Origin of the sequence: Desulfovibrio cuneatus DSM 11391 (genome assembly GCF_000430005.1) — a bacterium.
GTDB classification, from domain to species: Bacteria; Desulfobacterota; Desulfovibrionia; order Desulfovibrionales; family Desulfovibrionaceae; genus Frigididesulfovibrio; species Frigididesulfovibrio cuneatus.
The window spans coordinates 69,393-89,040 of the sequence record NZ_AUCY01000016.1; the positions used below are offsets into that span (position 1 = coordinate 69,393).

A 19,648-nucleotide genomic window follows, 5' to 3' on the forward strand; every position below is an offset into this window, starting at 1 on the left:
ACCGCATGAATACCCAACAGGCACACCACAGTATTATGCCCCCCCCCGGCATTGCCAAACGCGCGTTCACTCTTTGCGTTATTATTGCAACATATGTTGCCGTTGGCGGCTGGTTCTTTTTTACAGGCGAGCGCGATGCACTGATCCAAGACACCAAGGTACGCTTATGGTCAGAAACACGCGCCGTAGTAAACCAGGTTGCCTTGTGGCATGCCCCCATTCACCAGCAAGGGGAAGTGTTTGCAGCCATGGACATAGTAAAGATTTTCATGACCCATGCCGGGCCTTCTGCCGGTTCAGCCACAGAAATAACACTGCCAGTAAATGATGCACAGCGCCAGGCCATGGCGGTGTATTTACAGCGGTTTGCCACCAGGGTGCAGGCAACGCAAGCCCTGCTTGTTACCCTTGAAGGTAAGGTGGCCGCCAGCGGGGTGACGCCAACAAATGATAATACACAAACCGCAGTGGACACGCAGTTTAACACCACGTTATTGGCGGCAAAACTGACAGAAGGTGTGCCTTTTGACATGCCTGTGCGTATGGGAAGCACCGGGCCACTCCTTGATGTCGTATTTCCTGTATACGCTGCCGGAAGCGCAGATGGCAGCTTGCCTCTGGCAGGTGGGTTGCTGTTAACATTCAACCTTGCGGCCCCCCTGCAGCAATGGCTTGAAACCCCAAAAAACCAGCAAATAGAAACCCTCATTCTTGAACGCCACCACGATGAGCTGGTTTCCCTTACCCCAACAGGAACTTCCCCCTTGGCAACACTGTACGATGTTGCACTGCCGGGGGGAGACAGCCCACAGCCTTCGTCTTCAAAAACTTCCTTTCTTACCGATTTTGCAGGCAATACACTTGCTACCTTTTGGCGCACTGCCCCCGCAGCCCAAGGCAACCTAGAACAAGACCAATTTGCCGCTGCCATGCGTATTCCGCAAATGAACTCTTGGTTTATTGTCAAAAAAATTCCGTCCCAACCCGTAGACGCAAGCCTTAAAGCAATTGCCATACAAACAATTTTTGCTTCTATTGCGGCGGGTTTATTTCTGTTTGTGATGCTTGTTATGCGCTGGTGGTGGCTTGATGGAAGACGGCAGAAAAATACTCAAAAGCTGCTCCTAAAAGCACATAGCCATCTTTCCTTGCACCAGCAGGTTCTTGCGACTATTTCTGCATTTGTTAGTGAAGGGGTATGTGCAATTAACAATAAAGGTATTATATTGTATGTGAACCCGGCATGTGCTGCCATGCTGGAACTCCCCGAAGGGAGCATTATTGGGAAAGAACTGTATAGCCTACTCCGCACACCTCAAGTACGAGTGCATAAAGATGCAGACATGACGGTGCTGCATGGCAAGCAGGTGACACCATTTACAGACATCTGGACACACACACATACATATATACAACAAAAATACACCGTGTATAAAATACCACTTCGTGGACAGGAAGGCACTGCCTATGGCGTCATTACTATTTTTGCTCTCTCTCAGGAAACAAATCCTAAAAACTGACACCCTCTAACCCAATAAACAAATTCATGCGCTGAAAAATGTACTCGCACCTTTAAGCAGCGCTTACAGGAGAATTACCATGGCAATCAAGCTTGTTCCCCTCGCAGCACGTGGCCAGACCCAGATTGTGCAAAACATTGAGCCTGGCGATACTCTCCAGTTCAACTTCTCCCTGAACGACATCGTAATGACCCAAAGGGAAGACGACCTTGTGCTCATCACCAATGATGAAGGCACAATTGTCATCAAGAATTTCTTTGTGATGGCGGAAGCTCCCCAAGCTCCTTCCATTCTTGTGGACGGTACCGTTTTCAGCGCTACCCAGGTGGTAGAGGCGGTGCTAAACAGCCAGGGCAACGAATTAAGTACCGCGGCAGCAGCGGCACCACGGGGTGGCGGCACTTCCCAAAACAACTACGACTCAGGCGACCTGCTTAACGGGGTAAACCGCCTGGGAGCATTAGGTACTGACCAGTTTGGGCAAATACGGCCAACGCAAGAAATCATTCTGTCCCCCCCGCTTGCCGTTAATCTTCAGCCTTCATTGCTTCCCTTCTCTTTTGCAGCAACCGAAGATGTGCCCGGCACCTTTCTTATTCAAGGGAATGTGCTTGCTGGCAGCTCGCAGGGCGACCCAGGCGGCGGTTTTTCATGGGAAGGAGCAGGCCAGCCTGCCCTTTACGGCACCCTTATTCGCCAGCCAAATGGCACATTTTCCTACACGCTGAACAACGAACTACCTTCTGTACAGGCTTTGGGAGTGGGGGAAACCCTTACCGAACAGTTCTTTTACTCCTACACAGACGGTAACGGCGACACAGTACGCAGCGTGCTGACCATAACCATTAATGGCACAAACGACGCCCCAAGTGTGGAAGCAACGGCGGCCAGCGTTACAGAAGACACCCAGATTACCGCCACAGGCACCCTGCCCACCCCGGCAGATACCGACAGCAATGACACGCCTACATTTGTGCCTCAAACAAATACTGCGGGCACCTACGGCTCGTTCAGTGTGGATGCGGCGGGCAACTACATCTATACATTGAATAATTCCCTGCCTGCCATCCAGGCATTGGGGGTTGAAGAAACCCTTACTGAAACGTTTACCTACACAGTTTCAGACGGGCACGGCGGCACAGCCACCAACACCATTACCATTACCATTAATGGCTCAGAAGACTTCCCCACTGTGGCAGCCACCACAGACGCCCTGAGCGAAGACACTGAAACCATCACCACAGGCACCTTGCCAACACCGCAAGATATTGATATTAATGATATTCTGACATTTGTTCCGCAAACTGGCACCATTGCTACCTATGGCACATTCAGTGTGGATAGTGCGGGCAACTATACTTATGTGCTCAACAACTCCCTGGCGGCAGTACAGGGCCTTGCTGTGGGGGAAACCCTTACCGACGTTATTAGCTACACCGTAGACGACGGGCATGGCGGCACTGCCACCAACACCATCACCATTACTATTAATGGTACAGAAGATATTCCTACCGTGGCAGCCGCCACAGACACGGTAACAGAAGATACCCTCACTGTTGCCACAGGTACATTGCCTGCCCCAGCGGATGTGGATGTTCATGATATTCTTGCCTTTATCCCCCAGCCAAATACCAGCGGCAGTTATGGCAGCCTTACCCTAAATGCAAATGGCACCTATACCTACACCCTGAATAACAGTATGGCAGCGGTGCAGGGGCTTGGCGTTGGGGAACACCTTACAGACACCTTCACCTACACAGTGGAAGATGGGCAAGGCGGCACAGCCACCAACACCCTAACCATTACCATTAATGGTACCAACGACATTCCCACAGTAAGCCCGGCAACAGATTGTGTACGAGAAGATATTGATTTGATTGCACGCGGCGATCTGCCCCACCCGCATGACATAGACGTTAATGACCACCCAACGTTTGTGCCCCAAACCAATACGGCGGGAGCCTACGGCAGGTTAAGCATTGATGCCGACGGCGACTACGTTTACCGCCTGAACAACAGCCTGCCCGCAGTACAAGCCCTGGGTCACGGGGAAGAAATTACCGACGTCTTCATCTATACAGTCACAGATGGGCATGGGGGAACAACCACCAATACCCTGACCATTGTCATTCATGGCACCAACGACTGGCCCTGTGTTGGCGCAACAACCGACACAGTAACGGAAGACACAGACCTGACAGCCATAGGCATGCTTGCCACCCCTACAGACGTAGACGCCCACGACACCCCGGTGTTCATTCCACGCAGCAACGTTAATGGGGACTATGGCACACTCAGCTTCACCGCAACGGGTGCCTATGTGTACACGCTGAACAACAGCCGTACCGCAGTGCAACAGCTTGGCGTGGGGGAACACCGAACCGACACGTTCCTGTACACCGTTTCCGACGGGCACGGCGGCTTTGCCATAAACACCTTGACCATTACCATTAATGGTACAAACGATGCCCCGCGGGTTGGCGCAGCCACTGCAACGGTTACGGAAGACACGCATACCACGGCGCACGGCACCTTGCCTGCCCCAACTGATGTAGACAGGCACGACCACCCAACGTTCATTCCCCAAACAGGTACCGCTGGCACCTATGGCAGCCTTACCCTGAACGCAAACGGCACATATACCTACAGCCTGAACAACAGCATGCCTGCCATACAGGGCCTTGGCGTGGGTGAACACCTTACGGAAACCTTTACCTACACCGTTTCCGACGGACACGGTGGCACGGCCACCAACACCCTGACCATTACCATTAACGGCACCAACGACGCCCCCACTGTGGCCGCTGCCACAGACAGCGTGAAAGAAGACACCGATATTACCGCCACAGGCACCCTGCCTGCTCCAACGGATATCGACATTCACGATACCCCCACCTTTATGCCGCAAACAGGTACAAGTGGCACTTATGGCAACCTTACCTTGAATGCGAGCGGCGCATACACGTACACCCTGAATAACAGCATGCCTGCGGTGCAGGCGCTTGGCGTAGGGGAACACCTTACAGAAGCCTTCACCTACACTGTCACTGACGGGCACGGCGGCACCGCCACCAACACCCTCACCATTACCATTAATGGCACAAACGACATTCCCACTGTGGGTGCAGCCACAGCCACCGCAACGGAAGACATTCTTGTGGTTGTCAATGGTACCCTGCCCCCCCCTGTTGATGTGGACATACACGATACCCCCGCATTTATTCCCCAAACAGGTACCAACGGTAGTTATGGCAGCCTTACCCTGAATGCAAACGGCACCTACACTTACACCCTGAATAACTCCATGGCAGCGGTGCAGGGGCTTGGCGTAGGGGAACACCTTACAGACACCTTCACCTACACTGTAAACGATGGGCACGGTGGCACCGCCACCAATACCCTTACCGTTACCATTAATGGCACCAACGATATTCCTACAGTAAGCCCTGCAACAGATTGCGTGCGGGAAGACATTGACCTGGTGGCCCACGGTGACCTGCCACACCCACGTGACGTGGACATTCATGACCACCCCACCTTTGTGCCCCAAATCAATACCGCAGGGGCTTATGGCAGGTTGAGCATTGATGCAGACGGCGACTATGTTTACCGCCTGAACAATAGCCTGCCTGCGGTACAGGCTTTGGGCGTAGGGGAAGAAGTTACCGATGTCTTCATTTATACTGTAACGGACGGGCACGGGGGAACCACCACCAATACCCTAACCATCGTTATTCATGGCACCAACGACTGGCCTTGCGTTGGCGCAACAACAGATTCCGTGACAGAAGACACAGACCTGACAGCCATAGGCATGCTTGCCACCCCTACAGATGTAGATGCCCACGACATCCCGATGTTCATTCCGCGCAGCAACGTTAATGGGGACTATGGCACACTCAGCTTCACCGCAACGGGTGCCTATGTGTACACGCTGAACAACAGCCGTACTGCGGTACAACAGCTTGGTGTGGGAGAACGTCTTACCGATACATTCCAGTACACTGTTTCCGATGGGCACGGTGGCTTTGCCACAAATACCCTTACCATTACCATTAATGGTACCAACGATGCCCCACGAGTTGGCGCAGCCACCGCAACGGTAACCGAAGACACACACACCACAGCCCATGGCACCTTGCCTGCCCCAACGGACATAGACAGGCACGACCACCTAACCTTTATTCCTCAAACAGGTACCGCTGGCACCTATGGCACCCTCACGCTGAATGCCTCCGGCTCTTACACCTACAGCCTGAACAACAGCATGCCTGCCATACAGGGCCTTGGCGTTGGCGAGCGCCTTACAGAAACCTTCACCTACACGGTTTCCGACGGGCACGGCGGTACTGCCACCAACACCTTGACCATTACCATTAATGGCACCAACGACGCCCCCACTGTGGGCGCTGCCACAGACAGTGTAAAGGAAGACACGGATATTACCGCCACAGGCAACCTACCCTCCCCGGCAGATATTGACGTGCATGACCACCCAACATTTGTGCCGCAGCTCAACACCCCTACTGTGTATGGAACGTTCACGGTGAATGCAGGAGGCCATTATACCTACAGCCTGAACAACACCCTGCCTGTGGTGCAAGGCCTTGGCGTGGGGGAAACCCTGACGGAAACAGTTTCCTACACCGTTTCAGACGGGCACGGGGGCACGGCCACCAACACCCTTACCATTACCATTAATGGCACCAATGACGCCCCCACTGTGGCCGCTGCCGCAGACAACGTTACAGAAGACACCGACCTCACAGCCACGGGCTCCTTGCCTGCCCCGGCAGATATCGACATTCACGACACCCCCACCTTTGTGGCCCAAACCGGCACAGCGGCAACATACGGTTCTTTCAGCGTCAACACCGCAGGGCAATACATTTACACCCTGAACAACGCACTTCCCACTGTGCAGGCCCTGGGCGTGGGCGACACCCTGACCGATGTTATTACCTATTCGGTAAGCGACGGGCACGGTGGCACCGCCACCAACACCATTACCATCACTATTAATGGCACCAACGACGGCCCCATTGTTCACCCCTTTACAGATACGGTGATAGAAGACATCGACATTCGGGCTATGGGCTTTTTGCCAGACCCGGAAGATTTGGACGGCAATGCCCACCTGACCTTTGTGCACCAGCAGGATACACCAGGGGTGTACGGTTCACTGAACATTGAACCCAACGGGCACTACAAGTATACGCTGAATAACAACTCCCCGCTGGTGCAAGCCCTTGGAGCAGGGGAACAGGTGTTGGATGTGTTCACCTACGAAGTGATGGATGAACACGGGGCCATTTCCCAAACCACCCTTACTATTGTTGTGCTGGGCACCAACGATGCGCCTGTTGTGGGTGCCACCACAGACAGCGTAACGGAAGACACACACGTGCTGGCTTCCGGCATGTTGCCCCCCCCAACAGACGTGGACACCCACGATGTCCTTGCCTTCCTGCCGCAAACCAACAGCGCAGGCACGTATGGCACCTTCACCCTTGCGGCCAACGGCAGCTATACATACACCCTGAACAATACACTGCCTGTGGTGCAGGGGCTTGGCGTGGGTGAACAGCTTACGGAAACGTTTACCTACACAGTGAGCGATGGCAAAGGCGGCACCGACAGCAACACCATTACCATAACCATTAATGGCACCAACGATATTCCCGCTGTTGGGCCAGCCACTGCCAACGTGCAGGAAGACACAAACATCACGGCATCCGGCTTTTTGCCAAACCCGACAGATGCGGACGTGCACGACCACCTGACATTCATACAGCAGCAGAATACAGCAGGGGCCTATGGCACACTTAGCCTGCAACCAAACGGGCATTATAGCTATACCCTGAACAACGCTCTGGCTGCCGTGCAGGCATTAGGCACTGGCGAACATCTTACAGAAACGTTTACGTACACCGTAAGTGATGGCGAAGGTGGCACCACCACCAACACCCTCACCATTACCATTAACGGCACCAACGACGCACCTTCTGTAGGAGCGGCAACGGCCAGCGTAACGGAAGACACAGGGCTTACCGCCACGGGCACCTTGCCAACCCCAACGGATATCGATTCACACGACAGCTTTACTTACGTGCCACAAACGAACACCGCCGCCACCTATGGCTCCTTCACGGTGAATAGCAATGGCGTGTACACCTACACCCTGAACAACTCTTTGGCAGCGGTGCAGGGCCTTGGTGTGGGTGAAAAACTGACCGACACCATTACCTACACCGTAAGCGATGGCAAGGGCGGCACAGCCACCAACACCCTTACTGTGACCATTAACGGCACCAACGACAACCCGGTGGTGAGCGCCGCAGCCAATGCGGTTTCAGAAGACACCCAGCCCACCGCCACAGGCACCCTGCCCACCCCCACAGATATTGACATTCACGACACCCCAAGCTTTGTGGCCCAAAGCGGCACGGCAGCCACCTATGGCACCTTTAGCGTTAACAGCAGTGGCGTGTACACCTACACCCTGAATAGCGCCCTGGCAGCAGTGCAGGCATTAAGCGTGGGCGACAAGCTGACTGACACCATTACCTACACCGTAAGCGATGGCAAAGGCGGCACAGGCACCAACACCCTTACCATTACCATTAATGGCACCAACGACATTCCCACCGTGGCCGCTGCCACAAACTATGTAACAGAAGACACACGGCTTACCGCCACAGGCACCCTGCCCACCCCGGCAGACGTGGACGCCCACGACACACTCAGCTATGTGCCGCAAACGGGCACGCCTGCCACGTATGGCTCTTTCACGGTGAACAGCAGTGGCGTGTATAGCTACACCCTGAACAACTCCTTGGCCGTGGTACAGGGCCTTGGTGTGGGCGAAAAACTAACAGACACCATTACCTACACCGTAAGCGATGGCAAAGGCGGCACAGCCACCAACACCCTCACCATTACCATTAACGGCACCAACGACAACCCGGTGGTAAGCGCCGCCGCCAATGCTGTGGCAGAAGACATTCAGCCCACCGCCACAGGCACATTGCCCACACCTTCAGACATAGACATTCACGACACCCCAAGCTTTGTGGCCCAAGCGGGTACAGCTGCCACCTATGGCACCTTTATCCTCAACAGCAACGGCATTTACACTTACACGCTGAATAATACCCTGGCTGTGGTGCAGGCCTTGGGCGTTGGGGAAAAGCTGACTGATACCATCACCTACACCGTAAGCGATGGCAAAGGCGGCACAGGCACCAATACCCTTACCATTACCATTAACGGCACCAACGACATTCCCACCGTTGCCGCTGCCACCACTTCCATTGTGGAAGACACTTCCACCAAAAGCGGCAGCCTGCCTGCCCCTTCCGATATTGATATACGTGATGTGCTGGTATTTGTTGCCCAAACCAACGCACCGGGTGCCTATGGTACTCTTACGGTGAACAGTGCTGGTGGCTACACTTACAAGCTCAACAACGCCTTGCCCACTGTGCAGCAACTTGCCGTGGGCCAAACCCTGACAGACGTGTTCACCTACACCGTGAACGACGGCAAGGGCGGCGTTGCGGTGAACACCCTCACCGTGACCATTCAGGGAAGAAACGACAACCCGGTGGTGGCTGCCTGCACGGCAAACGTGACGGAAGACACAACCCTTTCCGCCAGCGGCACCTTCCCCACCCCTACAGATGTAGACACAGGGGACACCGTGGCCTTTGTGCCGCGCAGCAACGTGGTGGGTACCTATGGCACCCTCACCTACACTGCCAGTGGCACCTATGTGTACACGCTGAACAATAACCTTGCTTCCGTGCAATCCCTTGGCGTAGGGGAAAAGGTGACAGACGTATTCACCTACACCGCACGCGACAGCCAGGGCGGTACGGGCACCAACACCCTTTCCGTGACCATTAACGGCACCAACGACAATCCGGTGGTGGCTGCTGCCACGGCAACGGTAACCGAAGACACAAAAACCACCGCCACAGGCACCCTGCCCACCCCCACAGACGTGGATGTGCGCGACACACTCGCCTTCATTCCCCAGGCGGGCACTGCCGGAACTTACGGCAGCATGACCTTGATGGCTAACGGCAGCTATACCTACACCCTGAACAACTCCCTGCCAGTGGTGCAGGCCCTGGGCGTGGGGGAAACCCTTACGGAAACCTTTACCTATACGGTTACAGACAATAAGGGTGGCACAGCCACCAACACCCTGACCATTACGGTGAAGGGCACCAACGACGCCCCCTATGTAGCCGCAAGTACTGCAACGGTAAGTGAAGACACCGCCATAACCGCCAGCGGCGTGTTAAGCCAGCCCACAGACATAGACATTCACGACACCCTTACCTTTAACACCATGACCAATGTGGGTGGCGTGTATGGCAAGCTTTCCGTAGATGCTTCCGGCAACTACGTGTACGTGCTGAACAACAACTCCTCTGCCATTCAAAGCCTTGGTGTGGGCGAACACGTTACCGACACCTTCGTGTACACGGTAAGTGACGGCAAAGGCGGCACCGCCAGCAACACCATGACCATTACCATTAACGGCACCAACGACGTGCCTGTGGTGGGTTCTGCCAGCAACAGGGTGACGGAAGACCGCATTCTGACTGCTGCCGGGCAATTGCCGCAACCTTACGACAAAGATGCCCACGACACCCCCACCTTTACTCCCATGGCAAACCAGGCAGGCAGCTATGGCACCCTTACTCTGTCGGCTTCCGGTGCCTACACCTACCAGCTTAACAACGCTTCCAGCGCGGTGCAGGGGTTAAGCCAGGGGCAAGCCGTGCACGATGTGTTTACCTACACCGTAACAGACGGGCACGGTGGCACCACCACCAATACCCTGACCATTACGGTAAACGGCACCAACGACAGGCCAACAGTGGCCCCCACCAATACCACGGCCATTGAAGACATCCTTACCACCGTAAACGGCAGCCTGAGCACCCCGGTGGATATTGACGTGTTGGACACCGTCAACTTTGTGCCAAAAGCCGGGGAAGCTGGCCTTTATGGCACCCTGCAAGTGAATGCCAATGGCACCTATTCGTATGTACTGAACAACAGCCTGAGCGCCGTACAAAAACTGAGCATTGGCGACACGCTTACAGACAGCTTTGTGTACACCGTGGTGGATTCGAAGGGAGCAGCCAGCTCCGCCACCCTCACGGTGACCATTCAAGGCAGTAACGATGCCCCCGTGCTTGGCACCCGCGTTGCCAGTGTTACGGAGGACACCCACCTTGTGGCTTCCGGCTCGTTGGGCGGAACAGATATTGACGCCCACGATACCCTTACCTACACGCCAGTGGTAAACCTTGTAGGCCTGTATGGCACCCTGAACATAAATGCCAACGGCACCTATACTTACACCCTGAACAACAGCCTGGCAGCCGTGCAAGGCCTGGGCTTTGGGGAAACACTCCAGGAAAGCTTTGCCACAGCCGTAACCGATGGCCACAGCCCAAATGTTCCTGGCACGCTCACCATTGTTATTCGTGGCACCAACGACGCCCCCACCATAGGGGCCATGGGCGTTACCCTGAAGGAAGACACCACCACAGTAGCCAACGGGCAACTGCCTGTTCCTGTGGATGCAGACATTCACGACCACCCGGTGTTTACCCCCATGACCAATGAACCGGGCCTGTATGGCACACTCAGCATTGGGGCCAATGGCACGTACACCTATAGCCTGAACAACAGCATGCCCCAGGTGCAGCAACTTGGGGTTGGGCAAACGCTTACGGAAACGTTTACCTATGTGGTGCAAGACGGTCACGGCGGTGTGGGGTACAACACCCTGACCATTACGGTACAAGGCACCAACGATGCGCCCACAGTGGGGGCAGCCTACGATGAACTGTACTTCCCGGACGTGCAGCTGGAAGGGCACTTGCCACCCCCAAGCGATATTGACCGGGGCGACACCCTGACCTTTAACGCCGGGGAAATACAGGGTGAATATGGCACCCTTACCCTGAATGCAGACGGCACCTATACCTACAAGGTAGACCAGGGGCACAGCATTGTGGCCCACCCCAATGACGGCATAACCTACTACGAACACTTCACCTATACAGTAAGCGACGGGCATGGCGGCACCGCCAGCAATACCCTGACCATTACCCTGTTCCCAAGAGACGGCAACGGCAACCCACACTTCCATGCCGTTTCTGCAGGCGATTCTGTACAGGAAGACGTAAAACTGACCGCCAGCGGAGACTTGCCAACCCCTGGCAACAGTAGCTCCCAGGTGGAATACACACCACAAAGCATACAGGGCATGTATGGCACACTTACGCTGAACGAAGACGGCGAATATGTGTATACCCTGAACAACTCCTTGGCAGTGGTGCAGGCCCTGAATGCAGGCACAAGCCTGCATGAAACCTTCCCTTATGAAGTACATGACAACAACGACAGCGACACTGGCACCTTTACCATTACCATTAATGGCACCAACGATGCCCCGGTGGTTACCCCGGTAACCAACACGGTAACGGAAGACAACGTGTATGTTGCCACCGGGCATATGAGTGGCACAGATATAGATACAGATGACCTGGTCATGTATGAGCCAAAAACAGGGGAAAACGGCACCTATGGGCTGCTTATTCTCAACAGCAACGGCACCTACGCCTATATTCTGAACAACAGCTCCACGGCTGTGCAGGCTCTTGCCCCTGGTGAAACCGCCACCGACGTATTCACCATAACCGCGCACGACCTGAACGGAGCCACCACCACCTCTACCCTGACCATTGTGGTTAATGGCACCAACGATGCCCCCACAGTGGGTGGCGCTTCCTCAACCGTAAAAGAAGATCTGATCACCACGGTAACTGGCAGCATTCCGGCCCCCGTAGACATTGATGCCAACGACACCTTCACCGTGGTTCCCCAAACCAACGTGGCCGGGCAATATGGCACATTCACCCTGAATGCCAATGGTACATACACCTATGTGCTGAACAATACCCTGCCTGCAGTGCAGGCCCTAGGGACAGGCGAACGCCTTTCCGACTCCTTCAGCTTCACCATATATGACAGCCAGGGAGTGCCTGCCAGCAATACCGTTACCCTCAGCATTCAGGGCACCAACGACGTGCCCACGTTGGCCTCGGCAACGGGTTCTGTTACGGAAGATGGTACCCAATACCTCATGGGCATGCTGCCAAAGCCTGTGGATGTAGACACCCACGACACCCACTCGTTCACCCTGAGCAACCAGGCCGGACAGTATGGCACCTTTACGGTTACACCCAACGGTTTTTACACCTATGTGCTGAACAACACAGCCACTGCGGTGCAAGCCCTGGGCGTGGGGGAAACCCTTACGGAAAACTTTGCGTACACCGCAAAGGACAGCAGCGGCGCCACGGTAACCAGCACCTTTACCATAACCATTAACGGCACCAACGACCTGCCTACGGTGGCTCCTTCCACAGCTTCCATTGCGGAAGACACCCCCACAGTAAGCGGCGTGTTGCCAACCCCGGCAGATACAGACGCCAACGATGTGCTCACCTACACACCACAAAGCGGCGCAGCAGGCACCTATGGGGCGCTTACCCTGGACGCAGCAGGCAACTACACCTACACGCTGAATAACAGCCTCACGGCAGTGCAGTCGTTGCAGCGCGGTGAGCAACTGCTGGAAACCTTCACCTATACGGTAAACGACGGGCATGGTGGCACCGCAACCAACGTGCTTACCATTACCATTAGTGGCACCAACGATGCCCCGGTGGTAGCCCCTGCCGTTGCCAGTGTACGGGAAGACACCCAAACAACCACAAGCGGCACCCTGCCTGCCCCCACAGATGTAGACGCCAACGACACCCCCAGCTTTATTGCCCAAAGCAACACTGCTGGCACCTATGGCACGTTTACCCTTGGGGTACAGGGCGGCTATACCTATGTGCTGAATAATACCCTTGCGGCAGTGCAGCAGCTTGGCGTAGGGGAAACCCTGACAGAAACCCTGACGTACACCGTAACAGACAACCAGGGTGGCACCGCAACCAACACCCTGACCATTACCATTAACGGCACCAATGATGTGCCCGTGGTGGGGGCCACAACCGCTTCCATTGCCGAAGACACGGCAGCCATAAGCGGCGTGTTACCTACCCCCACAGACATAGACGTGCACGATGTGCTCACCTTTACCCCCATCAGCAACCAGACAGGCACCTATGGCAGCCTGACCCTGGATGCGGGTGGTAATTACAGCTATACCCTGAACAACAGCCTTCTTTCCGTGCAAAGCCTTGGGGTAGGCCAAACACGAACCGAGCAATTCAGTTATGTGGTGGGGGATGGCAACGGCGGCTTTGCCACCAACACCCTGACCATTACCATTAACGGCACCAACGATGCCCCGGTGGTAGGGGCCAGCACCAAAAGCATCAATGAAGGTGTTGCTACCGCTTCCGGCGTGCTCCCCACCCCTACAGACGTGGATGCATCGGATACAAAATCCTTCATTGCCCAAACAGGTACAGTGGGCAGCTACGGCTCCCTCAGCCTGAATACGGCAGGCAACTATACCTACACCCTGAACAATGCCTCCGCTGCGGTGCAAGGGCTGGGCGTTGGCGAAACAGCCACAGACATCTTTACCTACACGGTAACAGACAACCGGGGGGCAACCGCCACCAACACCCTGACCATTACCATTAACGGCACCAACGATACCCCTGTGGCCTTTGCCTCCGTTGGTCATGCCACAGAAGATACCGGACTGACGGTAATGGGCACAGTGCCAAGCCCAACAGATGCAGATATTCACGATATACTGGGTATTATACCCATTGCCGCCCGGGCTGGCACTTATGGCAGCCTTACCCTGGATGCGGACGGGCACTACACGTATACCCTGAATAACGAAACACCCGCCGTGCAAGCACTGGGAGTTGGGGAAACCGCCACCGACGTGTTCACCTACACCGTAACAGACAACCAGGGGGCAACCAGCACAGCCACCATTTCCATTACTGTGCATGGTACCAATGACGCCCCGGTGGTGGTGGCAGCCACGGCTGTGGTAACAGAAGACACCGCCATAACCACTACAGGTACGGTGCCTGCCCCAACCGACCCGGACGGCAACGACACCCTCACCATTACCCCCATTGCCGGGCAGGCTGGCACCTATGGCACCCTTAGCCTGGGGGCAAACGGGCAGTATACCTACACCCTGAATAATACATCCCCTGCCGTGCAAGGGCTGGGAGTTGGCGAAACAGCAGCAGACACCTTTACCTACACGGTAACGGACAACCATGGAGCAAGCAGCACAGCCACTATTTCCATAACCATACACGGGGTGAACGATGCACCGCTGGCTTTTGCTGCCAGCAATGATGTGACCCAAGACACCAACCTGATAGCCACAGGCACCGTGCCTGCACCCACAGATGCAGACATGCACGATACCCTGGCCATTACCCCCATTGCCGGGCAGGAAGGGACCTATGGCACCCTTACCCTGGGGGCCGATGGACAATATACCTACACCCTTAACAACGCTTCCCCTGCGGTACTTGCGCTGGGCGTGGGGGAAACCGCAACAGACACATTCACCTACACCGTAACAGACAGCCAGGGGGCAACAGCCACCAGCAGCATTGACATTACAGTACACGGGGCAGAAGCTGTGCCACTTATGGCCATAAGCGCCTTTGCTGCCCCCACCCTGTTCGATGCCGCTGCGTTCTCAGAGCCGCTGGTGGCTGAAGAGCCCCAGAACAACAACCTTGACCAGGAAGTGCGCGACCAGGTGCTCAGCAATGGTTCGCTCCACCCCGAAGGTGCCTATGGCAGCCATCCTTTGCTTGCCGGGGGTGAGGGGAACATACTGCATGAAGCAGGCCGCGAACCCACCCTGCCACCTGAAGGCATTCTGGGGGTCACCCTGAACCCGGAACTGGCCGCACAGGAACCCGCGCAGCCCCCCCATGCAGGGGAAGACAGCTCTGAAATGCCCGCCCTGCATGACCTGCTGGTAGCGGATAAAACCATGGATGACCTGTTCTCACATCAGGAAGCAAGTCCTCCCCAAACAGAGGGTTCCCCTGTACAGGAAGAGCACCCTGCCTTTATAGAACCTGTTGGCCAAAGCACAACACTGGATGAAGAAAACAAACTGCAACAGGAAATTGATCAAAACCTTACAAAGTATCATTCCAGCTAAAACTGGAATCGTTCACCAACAAGAATTGGTGAACGTTACTGCAAACATGCCATGAAATAGAGCGCTTACCGGGCGGGGATGGATACCATCCCCGCCCATATTTTTGGGGCTGTTACCAGTACAGCGCTACCCCGTGAACCAGCTGAAGTTCATGCGAAATGCCCCTGGGGTATCGCCAAACTCCGCGCCACGCGCAACAATAACCCGTTGTTCAAGCAGGTCGCGCAGCATGGCTGTTTCTGCAGCCTGGGTGCGTTCATGCAGTTTGGCATACATGTACAGCCCCCCGTCAGGCAGGGTAAAGGACAGCGCCTGCCCCCACTGCTGGCGAACAAACCGGGCAAGGGCCGCGGCCCGCTCAGGCAACACCTGCCGCAACGTGTGCACATGGTCTGGGGCTATGGCATTCAGGTAATGGCCTGCCAGCACTTGGGGCAGCACGCTCAACCGGGCATCCATGTGCTGGCGTACTTCTGCCAGTTGGGTAATTATTGGCTCTGGTGCCGTAATCCACCCGGCCCGCAAACTGCTTCCCACATAGCTGGAAAGGGAACCAATGCCAATAACCTGGTCTCGGCCCGTTACCTTCAAAGGCAGGGTATTGCTTGCCGCGGTGAATGAAAGCAGTCCATAGGCATCGTCTTCCACAATGGGAATATGCTTTGCAGCGCAATATTCCAGCAATTGTGCTTTGCGGGCCTGCCCAAGGCACCCCCCTGTGGGGTTGTGGAACACCGGGTTCAAAAAAACAAGTTTCAGGGTGCGCCGTTGCATAACCGCTTCCAGCCCTTCCACGGTAATACCGTGTGCGTCCATGGGCAGGGGGCACAGCCGCAGCCCTGCGGCCTGAAACACCGGGAGGGAATAAAAGTACGAGGGCATTTCCACCCCCACACAATCCCCTGGGGCAAGCAGACACTGGGTGAGCAAAAAAATGGACTGTTGTGAGCCGGATGTAATGAGAATTTGGGAAAGGGGCAGGTCAAGCCCCCTGTGCTGGCGCAAAAAAGCCTGCACCGCAACACGAAAAGAAGCAAGGCCAAAGCGCGTGCCTTCTTCTTCCTGCTCCGCCTGAATAAGGTCGTGCCACGGCCATTGCGGCACAGTCATATACGGCAGTAAATCGTTGGGCAGTGCGTCTTGGGCCAAATCCCGCAGGGCAAACCCTTTCTGTTTTGCCTTGTTGGTGAGCTCTGCCACCTGTAGACGGTACGGGTCTGTGGCCTGCCTGTTGCGAAACAATGTGGCACGGTGCCAATGCAATTCTGCAAAACCCTGCACCCCCCACTTTTCTGCGTTCACATAGGTGCCGCTGCCGTGCTTGCGCACCAATATGCCCCGCTCCGTCAGGTTTTCCAGGGCCAGAATCACCGTGGAACGGTTTACCCCCATGGTTTTTGCCAGCACGCGCTCCGCTGGCAGGCGCTCCCCGCCGTGCAGGTGGCCTTGCTCCACGGCCTCTTCAATAAGCCGGATAACCCGCTTGTACAGGGGCAAATGGGCGAGTTCCTGTTTTGCAATATCCCACATGGGTTACTCCTGTGCTGTTGTTAAGGGAACCACTACTTACATGGCATTTAAGAATCGCTCGCCCGAGCGGAAAAAGTGGTCGGTAAAAATACATGCCAATTGGAAGTGGCGTGCTACCTCCTTCTCATGGATACTGCAAAAAAACAAGATGGAGGCATCTCATGCAACAGCACACTTTCTATTCCCCACCCCTTGGCAACCCCATGCAACACCTGTGCGGCGGCGTTATTATGGACGTCGTAAACGTGGAACAAGCAAAAATTGCGGAACAGGCCGGGGCTGTGGCTGTTATGGCCCTGGAACGTGTTCCTTCGCAAATCCGTTCCGCTGGCGGGGTAGCCCGCATGACAGACCCAGCCCTGGTGGAAGGAGTTATGCAGGCCGTCAGCATTCCTGTTATGGCCAAGGCACGCATAGGGCACATTGCCGAAGCACGCATTCTGGAAGCCATGAACATTGGCTGCGTTGATGAAAGCGAAGTGCTTACCCCGGCGGACGAAGAGTTCCATGTATACAAATACGATTTCCGCGTGCCATTTGTGTGCGGGTGCCGTGACCTTGGTGAAGCGTTGCGCCGCCTGGGGGAAGGGGCCGCCATGCTGCGTACCAAAGGCGAAGCAGGCACGGGCAATATTGTGGAAGCTGTGCGCCACATTCGCCGGGTAAATAGCCAAATTCGCGTGGTACAGTCAAAGCCCAATGATGAACTCATGACCTATGCCAAGGAAATTGGGGCACCCTTTGCCTTGCTCCAAGAAGTAAAACGCCTTGGCAGGCTGCCTGTAGTGAACTTTGCCGCAGGGGGCGTTGCCACCCCGGCAGATGCCGCCCTGATGATGCACCTTGGGGTAGATGGCGTGTTTGTAGGTTCCGGTATTTTCACTTCCAGCAACCCGGAAAAATTCGCCAAGGCCATTGTGCAGGCAGTAGAGCATTATGAAGATGCCCCCACCCTGGTGGCTCTTTCCAAAAACCTTGGGCCTGCCATGGCTGGCCTGGAAATTGGCAGCCTGCCGCCGCAGCAACGTATGCAGGAACGCGGCTGGTAAACGGGAAACGCTGATTTATTCCGTTTGGCTGCGTTGCTTCGCTTTTTTTGAAACAGTCGAGGACGGAAGAGTCCACTCCTGCTTCAAAAAAAGCTCGTGCCTTGCCAAACGAAATAACTGAGCGTTTCCAAAATGCCATTTACTCAGTGCTTCCCTAGTATCATATATTCAGAACCGTTCCTGGGGTACCCTACATGCTAATACGGGTTCCAAAAGGACAATTCTTCAATACGCGCACAAGAGAACCCCCAGCCAGTGCAATGCAACTGGCTGGGGGTTCTCGTGCAGGCCCACTTCTTTTCCCAAATTTACTATTGCCTGGGAGCCAAGCAGCACGCTATATCAAAAAACACAACGAGTGCGCCCCCAACTGTTCACATCCATTTTCAGCAAGGAGCCCCCATGATAAAGCCTGCACTGGACCACATGCACCTGCAATGCGCTGCCCTGGAACCCATGATTGCCTTTTGGACACAAGCCATGGGGGCAACCCTTGTATGCCGCCGCAATTACGGCGAGGCCAAAGGGGCAATTCTGGATATTGGCGCTTCCGCCCCCCTGGCCCTGAAAGAAGTGCCTTGCCAGAACGGGGCTATTGCCAATGCCTGCATTGAGCACCTGGGCTTTGTGGTGGGTGACCTTGAAGCAGCGTGCGCCCATATACTCAAACACCCAGGGGTAACCCAGGTTGTTCCCCCATTCCAGTCAGAAAATTTTTTGTGCACGTTTTTGAAAGGGCCGGAAAACATTCGGGTGGAGCTTGTACAAAAGCTGACCCCGTTGGCAGAATAAAACCACACAAAAGCACCGCACCGCGGCGCAAAGATTAGTGTCAGTGGCGTAGGCCTGTTTTGCTATCGGTATGGCAGCCACTTTTATCAGTTCTGCCACTGTGCCCAAAAGCTGAAGCAGACATTGCCAGCAAACACACAAGCGTAAGCAAGCACAGCATACGCCTGCTGCACAATACCCTGCGCAAAGTTCTTACAAATTCCATAGTCCCTCCTGGCTTATTATATGCACACCGCATAGAGCAACTGCAACACGTCACCATAATATAGAATAACACATTAAAAGGCTACCATTTTTCTACGTCTGCACGCCGGCACCCACAGCCGGCATACCCCCGGCACCCTTTACTCTTTCTGTTCTTTGCACTACATTCTTTACTAGCTAGGGGGGCCCGAATGCGGGCTGAGATGGGCAAAGCCCACCACCCTTTGAACCTGATGCAGCGTAGCCCGGTATTGTACCGGAGTAACTGCCGTAGGAAAGCTGGAGTTATACGCTCTTCGCCCACCTGCGTGGGCATTTTTTATGGTGCCTCGCAAACGCAG

The 19,648-nt window shown here is 55.1% G+C and carries 6 protein-coding genes and 1 riboswitch; of the genes, 4 read left to right on the plus strand and 2 right to left on the minus strand.

The genetic code is table 11. From position 1 onward, the window contains the following. Positions 1–5: 5 nt before the first annotated feature. A complete protein-coding gene (locus tag G497_RS0104625; protein WP_027187271.1) occupies positions 6–1,520 on the plus strand; it encodes a PAS domain-containing protein in 1,515 nt (504 codons plus the stop codon). A 79-nt stretch (positions 1,521–1,599) separates the two neighbouring features. Beyond that, positions 1,600–15,732, plus strand: coding sequence for a VCBS domain-containing protein (locus G497_RS20065; protein ID WP_051257843.1), 14,133 nt, complete (start codon positions 1,600–1,602; stop codon positions 15,730–15,732). Positions 15,733–15,858: 126 nt separating this feature from the next. Here G497_RS20065 and G497_RS0104635 read toward each other — a convergent pair whose 3' ends face one another. After that, positions 15,859–17,262: an aminotransferase-like domain-containing protein gene (locus tag G497_RS0104635; protein WP_027187272.1), complete on the minus strand. Its 1,404-nt coding sequence runs from the start codon at positions 17,260–17,262 to the stop codon at positions 15,859–15,861. Between the two features lie 161 nt (positions 17,263–17,423). On the opposite strand from G497_RS0104635, the gene pdxS reads away from it, so the two are divergent. Next, positions 17,424–18,311, plus strand: coding sequence for a pyridoxal 5'-phosphate synthase lyase subunit PdxS (gene pdxS / locus G497_RS0104640; RefSeq protein WP_027187273.1), 888 nt, complete (start codon positions 17,424–17,426; stop codon positions 18,309–18,311). 402 nt (positions 18,312–18,713) lie between these two features. Beyond that, on the plus strand, positions 18,714–19,103 hold the full coding sequence (locus tag G497_RS18975) for a VOC family protein (protein WP_051257844.1): 390 nt from the start codon (positions 18,714–18,716) through the stop codon (positions 19,101–19,103). A 40-nt stretch (positions 19,104–19,143) separates the two neighbouring features. Here the strand turns inward: G497_RS18975 and G497_RS20760 are convergent, their stop codons facing one another. Further along, the gene (locus G497_RS20760; RefSeq protein WP_369327237.1) at positions 19,144–19,365 is read right to left on the minus strand and encodes a YHYH domain-containing protein; all 222 of its coding nucleotides are present in this window, start codon (positions 19,363–19,365) and stop codon (positions 19,144–19,146) included. A gap of 111 nt (positions 19,366–19,476) precedes the next feature. Beyond that, positions 19,477–19,601: riboswitch (TPP riboswitch) on the plus strand. The last annotated feature ends 47 nt before the right edge of the window (positions 19,602–19,648 follow it).

What these genes read in the sequence shown, in the direction of transcription:
- G497_RS0104625 (WP_027187271.1), top strand. Translation starts at nt 6, where the DNA reads ATGAATACCCAACAGGCACACCACAGTATTATGCCCCCCCCCGGCATT.
- G497_RS20065 (WP_051257843.1), top strand. Translation starts at nt 1,600, where the DNA reads ATGGCAATCAAGCTTGTTCCCCTCGCAGCACGTGGCCAGACCCAGATT.
- G497_RS0104635 (WP_027187272.1), bottom strand. Translation starts at nt 17,262, where the DNA reads ATGTGGGATATTGCAAAACAGGAACTCGCCCATTTGCCCCTGTACAAG.
- pdxS (WP_027187273.1), top strand. Translation starts at nt 17,424, where the DNA reads ATGCAACAGCACACTTTCTATTCCCCACCCCTTGGCAACCCCATGCAA.
- G497_RS18975 (WP_051257844.1), top strand. Translation starts at nt 18,714, where the DNA reads ATGATAAAGCCTGCACTGGACCACATGCACCTGCAATGCGCTGCCCTG.
- G497_RS20760 (WP_369327237.1), bottom strand. Translation starts at nt 19,365, where the DNA reads ATGGTGACGTGTTGCAGTTGCTCTATGCGGTGTGCATATAATAAGCCA.